The sequence below is a fragment of the Citrobacter sedlakii genome, from assembly GCF_018128425.1.
GTDB lineage: Bacteria > Pseudomonadota > Gammaproteobacteria > Enterobacterales > Enterobacteriaceae > Citrobacter_A > Citrobacter_A sedlakii.
The window spans coordinates 38521-56725 of the sequence record NZ_CP071071.1; the positions used below are offsets into that span (position 1 = coordinate 38521).

Sequence of the window (18205 nt, forward strand, 5' to 3'; positions counted from 1 at the left end):
TGAAAAAGGGATGTTTTGTCTAATAGTTAGATAGTCTGATGAGCTATCAGGTGGTGATTATGAAAAAGAGAATACTTCATCTGCCCGTAAAAAAGATTTACTTCGATCAGATCAAATCTGGAGAAAAACCAGATGAATATCGCCTCGTCACAGACTACTGGATAAAAAGACTAGAGGGGCGCGAGTATGATGAAGTCCATGTTAAGTGTGGCTACCCAAAGGCTGGAGATATGTCCAGGATAGAGATTCGTCCTTGGCGTGGCTTCTCAAGGAACGTCATAACGCACCCGCACTTTGGAGATTATCCGGTTGAAGTATTCGCCATCCATGTGAATTGATTTTGGTATTCTGATTTAAAACTATTGTAGCTCAGGTATCAAAAGAACTTGGGTAATTAAAGATAAGGGGCCGACGGCCCCTTAATTGTTTTAGTTTGTGAATATTGAACAATCGAGGTGGGATAGCGCTTGTTCGTAGCTACCTTTGTGGTTCGTCTTACGCAGTGCCACCAGCTCAACAATCAATTGGCTTAAAGCCAGTGATTGAGGCTCCCAGACGCGCTTGCATTTGTCAGCCATGTTGGCATTTACGTCTGTAATGACGTAGAGGAAATCAGGGACGTCTTTCAAGGTCCCCAGGCCTTTTGCCATATCAACAGCCTCAGGGTTTTGATAGCTTCGAGTGGCGCTCAGGTCATCGTGGGAAATATAGCTGGCAGATGTCTCAGCGAAACCTAACACCATGCCTTTTCCTGCGCTTTTTGCAATGGCCGAGCCGATAGCTAGAGTTGGCATGATGGCCTGACCTATTTGGCGGGTAGATGCAGTTGCCAAGCCTGAGGCGATGTTCTTCCCGGCATCTTCGGCAGTGGCAGAGCTGGTTGTGAGCATCGCAGTTAAAATGATTTTTCCAAACATACTTAATTCCTCTATCAATCCATAAAGTCCGACTTTTTGAAGGGCATAGTGCCTTTGCAATCGGGATACGCTGTGCAGCCCCAGAACTTAGAGGCTCGTTTCTTGCCAGGGGCTTTTCCTTTCCTGAGACGCATCGGGCTACCGCAATCTGGGCAGTCTGGACAATCCTCCGCCGCGATACGTTTCTCGGGTTTCCCTCGGTTGTCTGGGAACGTCTTCTTGCAAGCCTCGTTCTGGCAGCCCCAGAAAAAACCGTTCTTCCCTTTGATCCGGTGCATCTCTCCACCGCAGTTGAAGCATTCGTGTGAAGGAGGCTTCGCGCCCTCGAAGGCTTTAGCCATCGCGCCACCTTCTTTGGTCAGAACCGGTGCGGCCACTTTGAGCTGCTCAACCATTTGGCAGATCCAGGTGGAAATCTGCTTCATGAAGACAGACATGTTCCCGGAGCCGGAGGCAACTTTCTCAAGCTCCTGCTCCCAAGCCGCAGTCATGCCGGGTGATTTGATGGCTGGTGGAAGCACTGCTATAAGCGCATGAGCCTTATCAGTTGCAAGCAGTACCTTTTTCTGACGCTTGAAGTAGCCTTTATCAACAGCGCCCTGGATGATGCTTGCGCGTGTTGCTGGAGTGCCTAAACCGGCTGTGTCTTTGAGGATTTGTTTGAACTTCTCCTCAGTCACGAACCGGGCAATGTTCTCCATCGCGGCAAGCAATGTGGCTTCGGTGAAGTGCGGTGCTGGCCGCGTCATTTTGTTTGCCAGCTCGGCCCCATTCAGCAAGGCAGGTTCGCCCTGGCTAACCCTGGGGAGCTTCTCTTGTTCAACCGGCGCGTCGGTGTCTTCCCCCTCGTCCTTGGGACTGCTTTCACTATCAGAAGCAAACAAAACCTTCCAGCCTTGTTTGGTAGGTGTCTTACCAGCGGACGCAAAGAGGTGACGCCCACACTGCACCTCGATGGAGGTTTTGGTGAACTCGAACTCGCTGTAGAACTGCGCGATGTAGAAACGACGGATGGCGTCGTAAAGATTGAACTCGATCTCAGACATGGCACTGATGTCTGTTCTGGCCGGTGTTGGAATGATCGCGTGGTGCGCGGTCACTTTGGCGTCATTGAATACCCTGGCCTTGCGATGAGGATCTGCGCCAGCCACCAGCCCAGAGACGTTCTGATCGGACAAAATGAGCGCCTGGAGAATGTCCGGAATGTCTTCCTTTTGGCTCTCGGGTAGATAACGACTGTCAGTACGAGGGTAGGTGGTCGCTTTGTGCGTCTCGTACAGAGCTTGAGCTGCATCCAGTACCTGCTGAGCTGTGTATCCCCATCGTTTGCTCGCGTATTGTTGCAGCGACGTTAGATCGAAGGGGAGGGGGGCTGACTCTTTACCTGGTTTGGTTTCTGCTTTGCTGATAACAGCATTGGCACCATTGACCTGGGAGGCTACCTGCTCGGCATAGGCCTTATTGACGCACCGGCCTTGCTCGTCACTGCACTCTTCTGGTGGTATCCATTGGGCGGCAAACTGTCCATTCTGTACGGACACGTTCACACCCAGAGTCCAGTATGGTGAGGGGGTGAAACCGGCGATCTCTCGGTCCCGTTGACAAACAAGAGCGACGGTTGGGGTGATAACCCTGCCAACGTGAAGAGTGTGGTTGAAGCCGACATCTCGGGCCAGCACTGTGTAGAGGCGGCTCACGTTCATGCCTACCAACCAGTCAGCGCGTTGCCGTGCCAATGCGGCGTAGTAGAGTGAGACCGTATCCTTGCCATCCTTTACGTTGTTCAGCGCTTTCTTGATGCTTGACTCATCGAGAGCCGTCAAACAAACTCGGCGAATAGGGCCAGAGTAGCGGAATCGATCCAGAAGCGAACGGGCGATAGCCTCACCTTCTCGGTCGTAGTCCGTTGAGATGTAGATGGTGCTCGCCTTTTTGACCAGTCCCTCAACAATTTTGTACTGTTTGAACGCACTCTTGCGAACGTTGTACCGCCATGACTCTGGTGCAATAGGGAGGGTCTCCAGTGACCATGACTTGTAGCGTTCGTCATAATCGTCTGGCATATACAATTCCAGCAGGTGGCCGAACGCCCACGTAATAACGCGGTTTCCTCCATCATGGAGAAATCCATCACCTCGTTGGGAGGCCTTCATTACGCCAGCCAAATCTTTTGCCTGAGAAGGCTTCTCGCAGATATAAAGGTCCATTAAGCAGCTCCTCTCATCTTTGATTCCAGATTCGCCAGCTCAGTCCAGCTTTGAGCCAGACCTTTGACTTCGGGGTAGTCTCTGGAGAGGTTTTCGAGGACTCCAGAAATGACATAGGCCGCTTCGCTGGAATTACCCCTCGAACCGGCCTCCTGGAGCATGATTAATAAAGCGTCGAAGAGCTCAGCCTTACGGCCTAGCTCTGTCTGGTTTCTTATTTCAGAGCTTTGCATGGGTTCACCACTGAATAGGGACGCACGGACTCGCGCACAATGCGGCGATCTGCGTCAGTTACAGCCTGACTGGTGCAAAAGTGCGTCCAGGCATTCAGATAATCTTTATAGGTGTGGGTAGGTGGTATGCAGCCGGTTACAACGTCCTTGGGGATGTTTGTGGTTCCCTCGGCTTCCACAAAGCGCCAATCGTGCTCGTCCATACCTTTGCCACCATCGCAATAGCGTTCCCAGCGTGACAACTCGTACAGCGAGTAGCCTTTGCCTTTATTCATGGACTTGAAGGTATTGATGGCTTCGTTGACATCCCCGTGCTGTTTGATCCCTGCTGGAGTTTTATCTGAACCAGCGGAGTCATCTTTGACCTTGTTCATCGTTGCGCTGACATTACCGTCGCCCAGCACATGGATATAACCAGGTTGACGTAATGCAGCACCACCGCGCCCCATGTTGTCCCATGCCATCGACAGTTCCCGGCTAACTCGGGCAGGTTTGTCATTTTCGGCAGGGGCAGTCTGGGGCTGAGGCTTTTGCTCGGGGGCGTTAGAGGCACACCCGGCCAGAATTGCCACTCCCAGAATTGCTATCAGTTGTCTCATCGTGTCGTTCCTCATAAAAAATTGTCGATGAGCCCATTCTAAAAGGGGGGGGATGGAAAGCTGGTTTCTCAAACTGCCCAAATTGGACAGATAGGCGTGTGTGCGATCTAAAGGTGTTTTGAGAGCATGTAGCGACGAGAAATACGATAGGAATATGGTCAACCTACATGCTGAAAGCCCTTAACAAGTTATTTGGTGGGCGAAGTGGAGTGATCGAGACCGCGCCGAGCGTCAGAGTGTTGCCGCTTAAAGACGTGGAAGATGAAGAAATCCCTCGATACCCACCTTTTGCCAAGGGCCTGCCAGTGGCCCCACTAGACAAGATACTGGCAACCCAAGCTGAACTGATTGAGAAAGTGCGGAACTCTCTCGGTTTCACTGTGGACGACTTCAACCGGCTTGTTTTGCCGGTGATCCAGCGGTATGCCGCGTTTGTTCACCTGTTGCCAGCTTCCGAATCACACCACCACCGTGGCGCTGGTGGTCTGTTCCGACATGGGCTTGAAGTGGCCTTCTGGGCAGCTCAGGCATCTGAGTCAGTTATCTTTTCCATCGAGGGGACGCCTCGTGAACGCCGTGACAATGAGCCGCGTTGGAGACTGGCGAGCTGTTTCTCCGGGCTGCTGCATGATGTGGGTAAACCGCTCTCGGATGTGTCCATTACGGACAAAGACGGGTCAATCACATGGAACCCGTATTCGGAGTCACTTCATGACTGGGCACACCGTCACGAAATCGACCGTTACTTTATCCGGTGGCGCGACAAGCGACACAAAAGACATGAGCAATTCTCGCTGCTGGCGGTGGATCGAATTATTCCGGCTGAGACTCGGGAGTTTCTGTCCAAGTCTGGCCCGTCCATCATGGAAGCGATGCTGGAAGCTATCTCAGGAACCAGCGTCAATCAGCCTGTGACCAAGCTGATGCTTCGCGCTGACCAAGAGAGCGTCTCACGGGACCTTCGCCAGAGTCGTCTCGATGTGGACGAGTTCTCCTATGGTGTGCCTGTCGAGCGGTACGTGTTCGATGCCATCCGCCGCCTGGTTAAAACCGGAAAATGGAAGGTCAATGAGCCAGGCGCGAAAGTCTGGCACCTCAACCAAGGTGTATTCATTGCCTGGAAACAGCTTGGGGACCTTTATGACTTGATCAGCCACGACAAGATCCCCGGTATTCCACGAGACCCTGACACACTGGCCGACATTCTCATCGAACGTGGTTTTGCTGTACCAAACACGGTGCAGGAGAAGGGTGAACGTGCGTACTACCGCTACTGGGAAGTTTTGCCTGAGATGCTCCAGGAGGCGGCGGGATCGGTGAAGATCTTGATGCTCCGACTCGAATCAAACGACCTGGTGTTTACGACTGAGCCTCCTGCGGCTGTTGCTGCGGAAGTTGTTGGTGATGTTGAGGACGCTGAGATTGAGTTCGTTGATCCTGAGGAAGTCGATGACGACCAAGAGGAAGATGTGTCAGCTCTGAACGATGACATGTTGGCCGCAGAGCAGGAAGCAGAGAAAGCTCTAGCTGGTCTTGGCTTTGGTGATGCGATGGAGATGCTGAAAAGCACCTCAGATGCTGTCGAGGAGAAACCAGAGCAAAAAGATGCTGGATCAACGGAATCATCTAAGCCTGACGCTGGCAAGAAGGGTAAGCCGCAGAGCAAACCGGGCAAAGCAAAACCGAAGAGTGATACAGAGAAACAACCCCACAAACCAGAGGCAAAAGAGGATTTGTCCCCTCAGGACATTGCCAAAAACGCACCACCTTTGGCAAACGACAATCCGTTACAAGCACTCAAGGATGTTGGGGGTGGACTGGGGGACATCGACTTTCCGTTTGACGCATTCAGCGCATCGGCAGAGACAGCCAGCACTGACGCAACAAACTCAGAAATCCCAGATGTGGCAATGCCCGGAAAGCAAGAGAAGCAGCCAAAACAGGACTTCGTTCCACAAGAACAAAACTCCCTGCAGGGCGATGACTTTCCAATGTTCGGTAGTTCTGATGAACCGCCATCATGGGCGATTGAGCCGCTCCCTATGCTGACTGACGCACCAGAACAAACAACACCAGCGCCAGCAATGCCACCTACGGACAAACCTAATCTGCATGAGAAAGACGCAAAGACCTTACTCGTTGAGATGTTAGCCGGGTACGGAGAAGCATCGGCGTTGCTTGAACAAGCGATCATGCCTGTTTTGGAAGGTAAAACGACGCTGGGCGAAGTCCTATGCCTGATGAAGGGTCAAGCCGTCATTTTGTACCCGGATGGCGCTCGGTCGCTGGGTGCGCCGTCAGAGGTTCTCTCGAAGCTGTCCCACGCCAACGCGATTGTTCCAGACCCGATTATGCCAGGTCGCAAAGTTCGTGATTTCAGCGGAGTGAAGGCAATTGTACTGGCGGAGCAGCTTTCAGATGCAGTCGTAGCGGCCATTAAGGATGCCGAGGCGTCAATGGGGGGATACCAGGATGCCTTTGAGCTCGTCTCTCCCCCTGGCTTGGATGCAAGCAAGAATAAGTCTGCACCGAAACAACAAAGCCGAAAAAAGGCGCAGCAGCAGAAGCCTGAGGTTAACGCCGGTAAACCCTCGCCTGAACAAAAGGCGAAAGGTAAGGACTCCCAGCCACAGCAGAAGGAGAAGAAGGTCGATGTTACTTCTCCGGTTGAAGAGCCGCAGCGCCAGCCGGTCCAAGAAAAACAGAACGTGGCTCGCCTTCCTAAGCGGGAGGTTCAACCAGTGGCTCCTGAGCCCAAAGTTGAGCGTGAGAAGGAATTGGGACACGTCGAGGTGCGAGAAAGGGAAGAGCCAGAGGTTAGGGAGTTTGAGCCGCCTAAGGCGAAAACAAACCCGAAAGACATCAACGCGGAAGATTTCTTGCCGTCTGGTGTTACGCCTCAGAAAGCACTCCAGATGCTCAAGGACATGATCCAAAAACGCTCGGGCAGATGGCTCGTGACACCTGTCCTGGAAGAGGATGGCTGCTTAGTAACCAGTGACAAAGCCTTCGACATGATTGCCGGTGAAAACATCGGCATCAGCAAACACATCCTCTGCGGGATGCTGAGCCGGGCACAGAGACGGCCTTTGCTCAAGAAACGTCAGGGAAAACTGTATTTAGAGGTAAATGAAACATGACAATGAGTTATGACCCGCTCGCCTACGAGATGCCGTGGCGGCCCAACTATGAAAAAAATGCTGTAGCAGGCTGGCTTGCCGCCTCCGGCGCGGCTTTGGCCGTAGAGCAAGTCAGCACGATGCCTCCGGAGCCCTTCTATTGGATGACGGGGATCTGTGGCGTGATGGCGATGGCTCGTTTGCCAAAGGCTATCAAACTTCACCTGCTCCAAAAGCATTTGAAGGGGCGTGATCTGGAGTTTATTTCTATTGCGGAGCTCCAAAAGTACATCAAGGACACGCCGGACGATATGTGGCTTGGTAGTGGGTTCCTGTGGGAAAACCGCCATGCCCAGCGCGTGTTTGAGATCCTGAAACGCGACTGGACTTCCATCGTAGGGAGAGAGTCCACGGTCAAAAAGGTTGTCCGGAAGATACAGGGTAAGAAAAAGGAGCTGCCAATCGGCCAGCCCTGGATTCACGGGGTAGAACCCAAAGAAGAGAAGCTGATGCAGCCACTCAAGCACACTGAGGGGCATTCGCTGATCGTTGGGACCACCGGCTCGGGCAAGACCCGTATGTTCGACATCCTGATTTCACAGGCCATTCTGCGTGGGGAAGCCGTGATCATCATAGACCCGAAAGGGGATAAGGAGATGCGGGACAATGCACGACGTGCCTGTGAAGCTATGGGGCAGCCGGAAAGATTCGTCTCATTTCATCCAGCATTCCCGGAAGAGTCGGTGCGTATCGACCCTCTGCGTAACTTCACCCGCGTGACTGAAATTGCAAGTCGTTTGGCAGCGTTGATCCCGTCCGAAGCAGGGGCCGACCCGTTCAAATCATTTGGATGGCAGGCACTGAACAACATCGCTCAGGGCTTGGTCATCACTCATGATCGTCCCAACCTGACAAAGCTCCGCCGATTCCTTGAAGGTGGCGCTGCTGGCTTGGTCATCAAGGCCGTTCAGGCTTACTCAGAGCGAGTTATGCCCGACTGGGAGGCAGAAGCAGCGGCTTATTTGGAGAAAGTCAAAAACGGTTCGCGTGAGAAGATCGCTTTCGCGTTGATGAAGTTCTACTACGACATCATCCAACCTGAGCACCCAAACTCTGATCTGGAAGGCTTGCTGTCGATGTTCCAGCACGACCAAACCCACTTCTCCAAGATGGTGGCGAACCTCCTGCCGATCATGAATATGCTGACGTCCGGGGAGCTAGGCCCTCTGCTGTCTCCAGACTCATCTGATCTGAGCGACGAACGCCAGATCACTGATTCCGCAAAAATCATCAACAACGCTCAAGTTGCTTATCTGGGGCTCGACTCCCTGACCGACAACATGGTTGGTAGTGCTATGGGGTCCATCTTCCTGTCAGACCTGACAGCGGTTGCCGGTGACAGATACAACTACGGCGTCAACAACAGACCCGTAAATATCTTTGTTGATGAGGCTGCTGAGGTGATCAACGACCCGTTCATCCAGCTCCTGAACAAAGGTCGCGGTGCGAAACTTCGTCTTTTCGTTGCAACTCAGACTTTTGCTGACTTCGCAGCTCGACTGGGTAGCAAAGACAAAGCGCTCCAAGTGTTGGGGAACATCAACAACACGTTTGCTCTGCGTATCGTCGATGGTGAAACACAGGAGTATATCGCAGATAACTTGCCGAAGACCCGGCTCAAGTACGTCATGCGGACTCAAGGCCAGAACTCGGATGGCAAGGAGCCCATTATGCACGGAGGCAACCAAGGCGAGCGTTTGATGGAGGAGGAAGCTGATCTGTTCCCAGCCCAGTTATTGGGAATGCTTCCGAACCTGGAATACATAGCCAAAATTTCAGGCGGAACAATCGTAAAAGGCCGTCTGCCCATATTGACCCAGTAAGAGCAGAGCTATGTGTGACAAGAAGTATAGAAATTACGAGGTAGCCATCATGGTCGATGTGAACCCTTTCGACAGGGTTATGAATGAATTGAAAAGTCGTGGCCGCAAGAACGCTCACATCCTGAGCATCCTCCAATTCGACTGGCCTGCATCGGAGGCCATCATCGAGAAGCTGAGCTGCTACATCACAGACGGGATTAAGGCTAATCAGGAGCCTGTGATTTACCCGATCATTGAAGAAGCTCTGCATCGCTACAGCCAGCTCGTGTTTCATGAGCAGAGAGAGAAATATGAAGACCCGGCCAGAATTGGGGCATTTCTGGAAACCCTGATCACCGAAACCTGCCGGGCGTTGGAAGTGCAAATTGTCGATAGTGGCGGTGATTCATGGTCTGTCGATTCAGGAGAGTCGTTCTCACTGTGGCTTTCTTCCCATCCAGGAGAACTATCCATTAACCCGCAGCCCCATGAGGATGAGACCTCTTTGCGTGGCTTGCTGTATGAGCTCATCACCTGTGAGAGCGTGAAAACTGTTTTAAGGAGAACCGACTATGAAGAAGCCGTGGTTGCTGGTCGCATGGCTGCTGGTTATTGAGTTGCTGGCAATATTGCTGCTGATCCCTGGCGACTGGACAGACAGAGCCATCAAAAGGGAATCCGAGCTGGTGGAACAGAGTCTTGGTGTCGAAGCAAGAGACTGGATACAGAACAAAGCATCTACCTGGTTCAGGTCGAGCGTTATTGATTCAGGATTCTATGAGGGGATGTACCAAACGCTGATCCCATCAGAAGAGGAGCGCCAGAAGTCCAAGGGGATGCAGGACATGGGCAAGGGCTGGTTTGTGTGGGTCAAAGGCCGCATGGAAGCCTTTGTCAACGTCATTTACCAGTTCTACACAAGGTTGGCACTGTTAGCCGCGTGGGCTCCCTATATGCTGATCCTGTTCGTACCTGCGGTATATGACGGGATGATGACATGGCGAATTAAGCGGACCAACTTCGATTATGCGAGTCCGGTTCTCCATCGTTACAGCGTTCGCGGAACGATGTACCTGATGGCCGGATTGTTCATCGCGTTCTTCATCCCCATAGCGCTCGATCCGGTTGTCATCCCGATGACAATGATGACGTGCTGTGTCCTGGTTGGCCTGACGTTCGGCAACCTCCAGAAACGGGTATAGGGAGGGAGGATGAGCTACTCCGTTATAAATCAAGATGGGGTGCATCTGTGCGACATCCCATTGAACGTCTACCAGGTGATACGTCGCCAATCCTTGTCTGCGTTGTGGCTTTACTGGGCGCAGAGCTTGAATTTGGTGAAGGTGCTCATTGCTTGCGTCGGAAAGATGATCTTTGTGATGCCGGTAATGTGGTTCTGGGTGCTGGTGGTGTGCCGCTTGGTTGAACCAGAACGTATCTCAGACGTGTCAGGACTTATCTCTCCGGACGTGATCGGGTGGGCCGCTGGTGCGGCCATCACCCTCATTATCTTTTCCGTATTTACACGCCCAGCGTTGTACGGATACCACAACTTTTTCAAGCAGCATATTTGCTCAAGAGTAAAGCAAGTAACGCCGGAACTCAGAACAGTCACTGGGCCACTGTTCTTTTACCGAAACGAAATTGGAACGATATAGAGAGGAACCATGAAAGTAACTAATAGACTCCAACTGCTGGCACTGGGGCTGTGTATAGCCGGTACTGCCATCGCGGCTCCTGATGTGCTCAATGACGACGCAAAGCTCAAGAACCTTGAGAAGGTGTGTCCCGACTGTCAGATGGTGGCAAAAGATGTACTCAATCTGCGGGTTGAAAACTGCCAGCTCAAAGACACTTCCAGTGCAATGATGATTGGCACCATGCAAAATGACCCTATGTTTTCGTTTATGCTGGCTGTACACACAGCGGCAGGCTCGGAGGCATACAAAACGGTAGTTGGTGCCGCTGGCAACCATGTTGACTGTGAAAACCCGTTGAACTGGATCAAGCTGACCCAGCAAGCGATTAAAGGTGGCAAAGTCTAATGCGTAAGAGAGATTTCTTTTTTGGAGAGGTGTATGAGGGGAGTGGAGGAGCCACTCTACGACTGAGTGATATGGAACCATTGGCAAGAAAAGTGTCGGCAGAGTTCTTCACTGCACAACTGAACCGTATACTGAAAGAGCATGACGGTCAGTTGACGCTCAGCGATGGAACGTCGTACCCCAGCTTTTGGAGCTTCATCGACAAGGTTGATCCAGAGCAGGTTGGTTTCGTGGAGATCTACGCTCGGCAGGATGTTAACGATAATGTTGAAGCGACACTGGCGTGTGACATCGTTTTGGTAAATGGTGTGATCACCGTTAAACCTCACTGGTGTGCTTACAAAGACATCAGGGCTGACGAAGTGATTTCCACCTTACTGGTGCCTTTGCATTTGAAGGCTCTCCAGGGTAAGGCTTACATTCGCTGGGATGATGGTGAAACCGAACCTCTGTTACAAAACGACGACTATCAGGCTGAACTTGAAAATGTGTTTAGTGTTTCCAAGTACCCATCAGCCATGAGCTGGGGCGATACAGCAGACCAGAAGGTTAAGCAGTACAAGATGGACCTTGAGTGCGCCACAGATGTTGGTCGTCGAGGTGTCTCATCAGAGCAAGCATGGGATGCTTATCGAGAACTCCGTTACAATAGAACAGTGTGAAACAAGCGGCCATCGGCCGCTTTGAACTTTCACATGTGAAAGTTTTTCGCCTCCCGCTCTTATCATCTCCTCGAATAAACCTCCATAAAGTGCCCAAAATGGGCCGTAACAGCACTGTTCCTAGATTGATCAATTAAGAGACGATTACTCCGTGATGACGACAAGTTATTTGGAGGGTCTATGTCCGCACAAGCTCACGTCAGAGAAAGCGAAAGCTCATCTGGTTCATTCATCTCCTGGCAGTTCCTTGTCTGGCAGGTGATGTTCGTTATAGGTGTTGTTGCAGGGATGAACCTGGAACACGCATTCAATTTTCTAGGTTAATGGGAGGAAGTGTGAACCTTAATAAACAATTTTTCTGGTTTTTGATGAACGCGGTGCTGATGTGCATCTTCATCGTTCCAGTGGCCGTCGCGTTTTGGCTGTCTGCTTTTGCGGCAGGTTTTGACTGGAGTCAGTGGGTTAAGTTGGCTGCTGATACGGCCAACAGAGCTGCAAGTGACCCGGCCAAGGCTCTGGGCACGGTTCAGACCTACTGGGGCATTCTCAGCTTCTTCCTGCTGGCGGCGTACAGTCTGATGTTCAAGTTTAAAGCCAATGCTAACAAGGAAGTGAAAACTCTGGAGGTGGCCCGACCAGCCAATGAAGTTAGCGTTGCGGCTTCGGAAAAACATTCGGAAGCGGTTCCTCAAAATCAATAACCGATCCAGTAAACGCAAAAAAGGCGGCTTAGGCCGCCTTTTTTTATTTGTCGCTGGAAGTGCCCGAAAAGGGCGCGAAGCCGTGGCAGAAAATCAGTGACCCTGAATGAGAATACAGGCCACTAGGAAAAGAAGAGGGTTGCTATGAAGCCTGTAAAGATACCGCGCCGGGTCGATGAGCCCCCGCATCTGCTGTTGTGGAGCGCAGATGAGTTGGCCCCGATGCTTTTGGGGCTAACGATAGGGGTCATCATCGGTAAGGCTCTGATCTGCTTTCTGGGGGGGTTACTTGTAACCAACCTTTATCGCCGATTCAGGGATAACCATCCGGATGGATACCTGCTCCACATGATCTACTGGGCCGGGTTCATCATGACCAAGGCCAAATCTCTCAAGAACCCGTTTGTCCGGAGGTATTTGCCTTGAACCTGAAAAAGTATCTCAAGACCTGGGAAGGGACCCAAACAGAAAATAAGTGGGGGCGAATCTTCCAGGGTGGTCTTATTGCTATCGTTTTCCTGCTGGTGGTCCAAGTATTCAGCAAGGAAACCATCGTCACTATCCAGCCTTTCACGCTCACGGAAGAAGCCTGGGTGACGAAAAGTAACGCCTCTCAGTCCTATAAAGAGGCTTGGGGTTTCGCTTTTGCTCAGCTCCTTGGCAATGTGACGCCAGGAACCGTTGACTTTGTGAAAGAACGGATCACCCCGCTTCTCTCCCCGAGCATCTATCAGGACGTGATTGATGCCATCGAAATTCAAGCTCAACAGATCAAGAACGACCGCGTAACCATGCGGTTTGAGCCGCGTTTTGTTGAGTACGAGCCCAAGAGCGACAAGGTGTTTGTCTACGGATATTCCTACGTCAAAGGGGCTTCTTCTAACGAAGAGCGTAGCGAACGCTCCTACGAGTTCGCCATCAAGATTTCAAACTACGCGCCCGTGCTGGACTACATCGACACCTATGTAGGAAAGCCACGCACCAAAACTGTTTTGGAGCAACTCCAGCGCAAAGAAGAAAACCGGAGAAAGCATGAAGAACAACGCTAAACTTTCGCTCCTGGCGCTGTCCTTGGCGCTTGGAACTTCAATGGCCTATGCCTCGGATGACATTCCTGTTGTCCCGGCCAGTGTTATGAAAAAGGATGTTCCTGCCCCTGTGACGTCAGGACAAAGCTCCCATGAGGTTGTGGGCAGCATGAATGAAAACCCCTTACTGACGATGAAGCCGGGGGTTAACCAGATCATCCCGATAGCCGTTGGTCATCCGAACCGAATCGTCACGCCTTTCAGCAATCCTGAGATCGTTTCAACATCTCTGACCGGGGCGACGGATAACGGCCAGTGTGGTGAGGTCTGCATCAAAGAGAATGTGGTCTATGTCGCCACGGATAAGCAGTATCCGGTGACTATGTTCATTACTGAAAAAGGCTCGGAAGCCCAAGCTCTCAGCCTGACGATGGTTCCCCGTCGTATTCCGCCCAGAGAAGTCTTTCTCAAGCTCGATGGTGGTGTAGGTATCACTGGTGCTTTTGCCAATACCAAGGCTGAGACCTGGGAACAGAGCCAGCCTTATGTCGAAACCATCCGGTCGGTATTCCGCAAGATTGCTCTTGGTGAAGTCCCTCAAGGTTACACGTTGAACCGCATCCCTGCTGGTGCTGCGGTGCCGAGCTGCGCTCATCCTGGGGTAAAGGTGGATTTCAGCAAGGGGCAATACATGATGGGCCACCACCTTAACGTGTTCATCGGTGTCGCCCTGAACGTCTCTGATCAGCCTATTGAGTTCAAAGAGGCGTTGTGTGGGAGCTGGGATGTGGCTGCGGTGACTACGTGGCCGCTTAACGTGCTTGAGCCCGGCCAGAAGACGGAGATCTATGTGGCGAAGAAGCAGAAGCGTGGTCTCGCACCAACGTCTAAGCGTCCATCGCTGCTGGGAGGTGCCCAATGATTAAGCGATTTTGGACACAGTTAGACCCCAACAAGAAGCGTTGGGTGTCTATCGCTGGCGGCGTCTTCGTTCTTTTTGCGGTCGTGACAATGTTCTCTGGTGAACCCAAGAAAGAAGAGAAGCGCGGTCGCCAAGAAACCATCAAGCACGTTCTCACAGACAAAAACACCCGTGAGATCGGGATAGATTCGTTGTCTGCCGATGTGAAGATGGTGTCTCGTGAAAACTCCGACCTGAAAAAGGAGCTGGAACGAGTCAAGAAAGAGCTGGAGGAAACCAAAACCACTGCCGGGAAATCCAGTGATGTTGGCCGTGAGATGACCCGCCTTCGTCAAGATTTGGACCGCCTGACCCAGAAGAACATGGAATTGGCTAAGAAAGTCGAAACCGGCGCTGCTGGTGGAAAAACATCCTCTTCATCAGAGGATGCCAGAGCCGATGTTAATGGTGCATCTGGTGGTGATGGTCAGTTCATGGAGAAAAAGCTCGACTACAAAGATCCTGCATCCTTTTTTCGGGACGCACCGCTTCCTGACTCGAAGGGTGGGGCTCCTGCAACTGGCAAGGGAGACGGTCGTGATGCAACTAAACCAGGCATCCAAATAGTGAGCTACTCGCAGAAAGCGCCAGAAGTTGAAGAGAAGGACAACAAGGATGATGAGTCTATCTACCTACCTTCTGGCTCCATCCTGACAGGGGTGCTCATCAACGGTATGGACGCACCAACATCTCAAGGTGCTCGTCGAGATCCGTTCCCTTCGACCCTCAGGATTCAGAAAGAGGCTATTTTGCCTAACCGCTTCCGTGCGGATGTTCGTGAGTGCTTCCTGATTGTTTCAGGCTATGGAGATCTCAGTTCAGAGCGAGCGTACCTGCGTGGCGAGACCTTCTCGTGCGTTCGGGATGATGGGGGTGTCATAGAAGCGAAGCTGGATTCCTATGCAGTGGGTGAAGACGGTAAGGCCGGTGTCCGTGGTCGCGTCGTATCGAAGCAGGGGCAAATCATCGCCAAGAGCTTGATGGCAGGCTTCCTTGGTGGCGTTTCCGAAGCCTTTGACGTCAATCCTGTGCCGGTCGTTAGCACTAACCCTGGCTCAAATACCCAGTACCAGTCTGTGTTCTCCGACCAGATGTTGCAGGGAGCAGCAGTGAAGGGGGCCAGTAAGGCGCTAGATCGCATCGCTCAGTTCTATATCGACATGGCCGAAGGCATCTTCCCTGTTATCGAGGTCGATGCTGGCCGTCAGGTAGACATCATCGTGACCAAAGGAACCAAGCTACAAATTCGTTCCACCGGGGGAACCAAGAAATGAAAAATTTGAACATTTTGACCAGAAAGGGCAGTTCCAGAGGCGAGGCTCAAAAGGAACAGGCAGTAAGATCCGCAAAGATGTTGGGGGTGGGTGCAGCGCTACTTATTTTGTCGGGCTGTTCGACGTTCAACATCGGCAAGGATGAGTATAGCTGTCCGGGAATGCCGAATGGTGTTCAGTGTATGTCAGCGCGAGACGTTTACGCCGCAACCAATGACGGAAATGTCCCGCGTCCAATGAAACCAGAGGAAGTCGAGGCCAAAGCGGAAGCGGATGGCGAAGGTTCCTCAAACGTTTCAGCGAACTCATCTAGCTCCGGAGACCCGGTGATTGACAACTATGTCGCACCGCGTCTTCCGGATCGCCCGATTCCAATTCGTACACCAGCACAGGTTATGCGGATTTGGGTAGCTCCCTGGGAGGACACCAATGGTGATCTCATCGTGACAGGGTATGTCTATACCGAAATCGAACCGCGCAGGTGGGTGATTGGGGATGGCACACCGCAAAGTGAGCCAGTTTTGAGACCGCTGCAAACGGTACAACACGAACCGAAGTCTGAAACAACCAAATAGGAGATGTTCTTGATGAACGCAAATCAGTTGGCGAATGCCTCAAGTAAAAACAACGCACTCTTCCTCTTCCTGGGGTTGATGGTGGTAGCCTTCCTGCTCGTGCCGGATCAGGCCCACGCTGGTACTGGTGGTACAGCGTTTGACGACGTATGGGTAACTCTCAAGGATTGGACCCAAGGTACTTTGGGTCGAATCGTTGCGGGTGCGATGATCCTGGTCGGTGTTGTTGGTGGTATCGCTCGCCAGAGCCTCATGGCTTTCGCTATGGGTATCGGTGGCGGTATGGGCCTGTACAACTCCCCGACCGTAGTGGAATCCATCATGTCTGCTACTCTGGAACATGCAGAGAAGGTCATCCCGGCTGTTGTGCAACTCAGCAATGGCCTGGGGGTGTAAAAGACACCTTGCCGTTAATCAACGGGTGATAGGGGCAGCCTAAAAGCTGCCCTTATTTTTTGGCAAAAAGTCCAGTCATAACAAATTCCAACTATTTCCCTAGATTCTACGTCAGTACTTCAAAAAGCATAATCAAAGCCTTGATAAATATGCATTCCTTCGAAATTCAGCTTTCACCCATTGGGTGAAAGAAAAGTGCTCAAAAATATGTTAAATTATCAGCTTTTATGACTCGATATATGGTAAAATAATAGTAAGAAAAGTAGTAAAAAGGGGTTCTAATTATGATTAATAAAATTGATTTCAAAGCTAAGAATCTAACATCAAATGCAGGTCTTTTTCTGCTCCTTGAGAATGCAAAAAGCAATGGGATTTTTGATTTTATTGAAAATGACCTCGTATTTGATAATGACTCAACAAATAAAATCAAGATGAATCATATAAAGACCATGCTCTGCGGTCACTTCATTGGCATTGATAAGTTAGAACGTCTAAAGCTACTTCAAAATGATCCCCTCGTCAACGAGTTTGATATTTCCGTAAAAGAACCTGAAACAGTGTCACGGTTTCTAGGAAACTTCAACTTCAAGACAACCCAAATGTTTAGAGACATTAATTTTAAAGTCTTTAAAAAACTGCTCACTAAAAGTAAATTGACATCCATTACGATTGATATTGATAGTAGTGTAATTAACGTAGAAGGTCATCAAGAAGGTGCGTCAAAAGGATATAATCCTAAGAAACTGGGAAACCGATGCTACAATATCCAATTTGCATTTTGCGACGAATTAAAAGCATATGTTACCGGATTTGTAAGAAGTGGCAATACTTACACTGCAAACGGTGCTGCGGAAATGATCAAAGAAATTGTTGCTAACATCAAATCAGACGATTTAGAAATTTTATTTCGAATGGATAGTGGCTACTTTGATGAAAAAATTATCGAAACGATAGAATCTCTTGGATGCAAATATTTAATTAAAGCCAAAAGTTATTCTACACTCACCTCACAAGCAACGAATTCATCAATTGTATTCGTTAAAGGAGAAGAAGGTAGAGAAACTACAGAACTGTATACAAAATTAGTTAAATGGGAAAAAGACAGAAGATTTGTCGTATCTCGCGTACTGAAACCAGAAAAAGAAAGAGCACAATTATCACTTTTAGAAGGTTCCGAATACGACTACTTTTTCTTTGTAACAAATACTACCTTGCTTTCTGAAAAAGTAGTTATATACTATGAAAAGCGTGGTAATGCTGAAAACTATATCAAAGAAGCCAAATACGACATGGCGGTGGGTCATCTCTTGCTAAAGTCATTTTGGGCGAATGAAGCCGTGTTTCAAATGATGATGCTTTCATATAACCTATTTTTGTTGTTCAAGTTTGATTCCTTGGACTCTTCAGAATACAGACAGCAAATAAAGACCTTTCGTTTGAAGTATGTATTTCTTGCAGCAAAAATAATCAAAACCGCAAGATATGTAATCATGAAGTTGTCGGAAAACTATCCGTACAAGGGAGTGTATGAAAAATGTCTGGTATAATAAGAATATCATCAATAAAATTGAGTGTTGCTCTGTGGATAACTTGCAGAGTTTATTAAGTATCATTGCAGCAAAGATG

20 protein-coding genes are annotated in these 18205 nt (G+C 50.5%); 16 read left to right on the top strand and 4 right to left on the bottom strand.

Annotated elements, in window-relative coordinates:
* The first annotated feature begins 59 nt into the window (after positions 1–59).
* Positions 60–338 (top strand): hypothetical protein, encoded by a 279-nt coding sequence (locus JY391_RS22790; protein ID WP_000746034.1) that lies wholly within the window; start codon positions 60–62, stop codon positions 336–338.
* 90 nt (positions 339–428) lie between these two features.
* Here the strand turns inward: JY391_RS22790 and JY391_RS22795 are convergent, their stop codons facing one another.
* The 4 genes from JY391_RS22795 to JY391_RS22810 are packed head-to-tail and all read right to left on the bottom strand — an operon-like array spanning position 429 to position 3956.
* Positions 429–917 (bottom strand): hypothetical protein, encoded by a 489-nt coding sequence (locus JY391_RS22795; RefSeq protein WP_004201072.1) that lies wholly within the window; start codon positions 915–917, stop codon positions 429–431.
* Positions 918–931: 14 nt separating this feature from the next.
* The gene (locus JY391_RS22800; protein WP_000366823.1) at positions 932–3124 is read right to left on the bottom strand and encodes a DNA topoisomerase III; all 2193 of its coding nucleotides are present in this window, start codon (positions 3122–3124) and stop codon (positions 932–934) included.
* Positions 3124–3357, bottom strand: coding sequence for a hypothetical protein (locus JY391_RS22805; RefSeq protein WP_001191890.1), 234 nt, complete (start codon positions 3355–3357; stop codon positions 3124–3126). Before JY391_RS22805 ends, JY391_RS22800 begins: the two co-directional genes overlap by 1 nt.
* On the bottom strand, positions 3339–3956 hold the full coding sequence (locus tag JY391_RS22810; protein ID WP_001249395.1) for a hypothetical protein: 618 nt from the start codon (positions 3954–3956) through the stop codon (positions 3339–3341). Before JY391_RS22810 ends, JY391_RS22805 begins: the two co-directional genes overlap by 19 nt.
* Before the next feature lie 167 nt (positions 3957–4123).
* On the opposite strand from JY391_RS22810, the gene mobH reads away from it, so the two are divergent.
* The 15 genes from mobH (at position 4124) to JY391_RS22885 (ending at position 18126) form a co-directional block, all read left to right on the top strand.
* Positions 4124–7096 (top strand): MobH family relaxase, encoded by a 2973-nt coding sequence (gene mobH / locus JY391_RS22815; protein ID WP_001326173.1) that lies wholly within the window; start codon positions 4124–4126, stop codon positions 7094–7096.
* A complete protein-coding gene (gene traD, locus JY391_RS22820; RefSeq protein WP_000178857.1) occupies positions 7093–8958 on the top strand; it encodes a conjugative transfer system coupling protein TraD in 1866 nt (621 codons plus the stop codon). The genes mobH and traD overlap by 4 nt, the downstream gene beginning before the upstream one ends.
* 49 nt (positions 8959–9007) lie before the next feature.
* Positions 9008–9553 carry a hypothetical protein gene (locus JY391_RS22825; RefSeq protein ID WP_000228720.1) on the top strand — a complete coding sequence of 182 codons (546 nt, stop codon included), beginning with the start codon at positions 9008–9010 and terminating at the stop codon, positions 9551–9553.
* Positions 9510–10139 (top strand): IncC plasmid conjugative DNA transfer DtrJ family protein, encoded by a 630-nt coding sequence (locus JY391_RS22830; protein WP_000743449.1) that lies wholly within the window; start codon positions 9510–9512, stop codon positions 10137–10139. The genes JY391_RS22825 and JY391_RS22830 overlap by 44 nt, the downstream gene beginning before the upstream one ends.
* Before the next feature lie 9 nt (positions 10140–10148).
* Entirely contained in the window at positions 10149–10595 is a 447-nt protein-coding gene (locus JY391_RS22835; RefSeq protein ID WP_000122507.1) for a hypothetical protein, read from the top strand.
* A 9-nt stretch (positions 10596–10604) separates the two neighbouring features.
* Positions 10605–10982, top strand: coding sequence for a hypothetical protein (locus JY391_RS22840; protein WP_000869297.1), 378 nt, complete (start codon positions 10605–10607; stop codon positions 10980–10982).
* On the top strand, positions 10982–11644 hold the full coding sequence (locus JY391_RS22845; RefSeq protein ID WP_001231464.1) for a hypothetical protein: 663 nt from the start codon (positions 10982–10984) through the stop codon (positions 11642–11644). The genes JY391_RS22840 and JY391_RS22845 overlap by 1 nt, the downstream gene beginning before the upstream one ends.
* A gap of 335 nt (positions 11645–11979) precedes the next feature.
* Positions 11980–12345 carry a hypothetical protein gene (locus JY391_RS22850; protein WP_001052530.1) on the top strand — a complete coding sequence of 122 codons (366 nt, stop codon included), beginning with the start codon at positions 11980–11982 and terminating at the stop codon, positions 12343–12345.
* A gap of 144 nt (positions 12346–12489) precedes the next feature.
* Complete coding sequence (gene traL, locus JY391_RS22855; RefSeq protein WP_000805625.1) at positions 12490–12771, top strand: type IV conjugative transfer system protein TraL; 282 nt, start codon at positions 12490–12492, stop codon at positions 12769–12771.
* A complete protein-coding gene (locus JY391_RS22860; RefSeq protein WP_001049717.1) occupies positions 12768–13394 on the top strand; it encodes a TraE/TraK family type IV conjugative transfer system protein in 627 nt (208 codons plus the stop codon). The genes traL and JY391_RS22860 overlap by 4 nt, the downstream gene beginning before the upstream one ends.
* The gene (locus JY391_RS22865) at positions 13378–14295 is read left to right on the top strand and encodes a TraK domain-containing protein (protein ID WP_000794249.1); all 918 of its coding nucleotides are present in this window, start codon (positions 13378–13380) and stop codon (positions 14293–14295) included. The genes JY391_RS22860 and JY391_RS22865 overlap by 17 nt, the downstream gene beginning before the upstream one ends.
* Positions 14295–15608 carry a TraB/VirB10 family protein gene (locus JY391_RS22870; protein WP_024131605.1) on the top strand — a complete coding sequence of 438 codons (1314 nt, stop codon included), beginning with the start codon at positions 14295–14297 and terminating at the stop codon, positions 15606–15608. Before JY391_RS22865 ends, JY391_RS22870 begins: the two co-directional genes overlap by 1 nt.
* Positions 15605–16183: a type IV conjugative transfer system lipoprotein TraV gene (traV, locus tag JY391_RS22875; protein WP_000793435.1), complete on the top strand. Its 579-nt coding sequence runs from the start codon at positions 15605–15607 to the stop codon at positions 16181–16183. The genes JY391_RS22870 and traV overlap by 4 nt, the downstream gene beginning before the upstream one ends.
* A 78-nt stretch (positions 16184–16261) precedes the next feature.
* Positions 16262–16579 carry a TraA family conjugative transfer protein gene (gene traA, locus JY391_RS22880; protein ID WP_064754699.1) on the top strand — a complete coding sequence of 106 codons (318 nt, stop codon included), beginning with the start codon at positions 16262–16264 and terminating at the stop codon, positions 16577–16579.
* A 284-nt stretch (positions 16580–16863) separates the two neighbouring features.
* A complete protein-coding gene (locus tag JY391_RS22885) occupies positions 16864–18126 on the top strand; it encodes an IS1380-like element ISEcp1 family transposase (protein ID WP_000608644.1) in 1263 nt (420 codons plus the stop codon).
* The last annotated feature ends 79 nt before the right edge of the window (positions 18127–18205 follow it).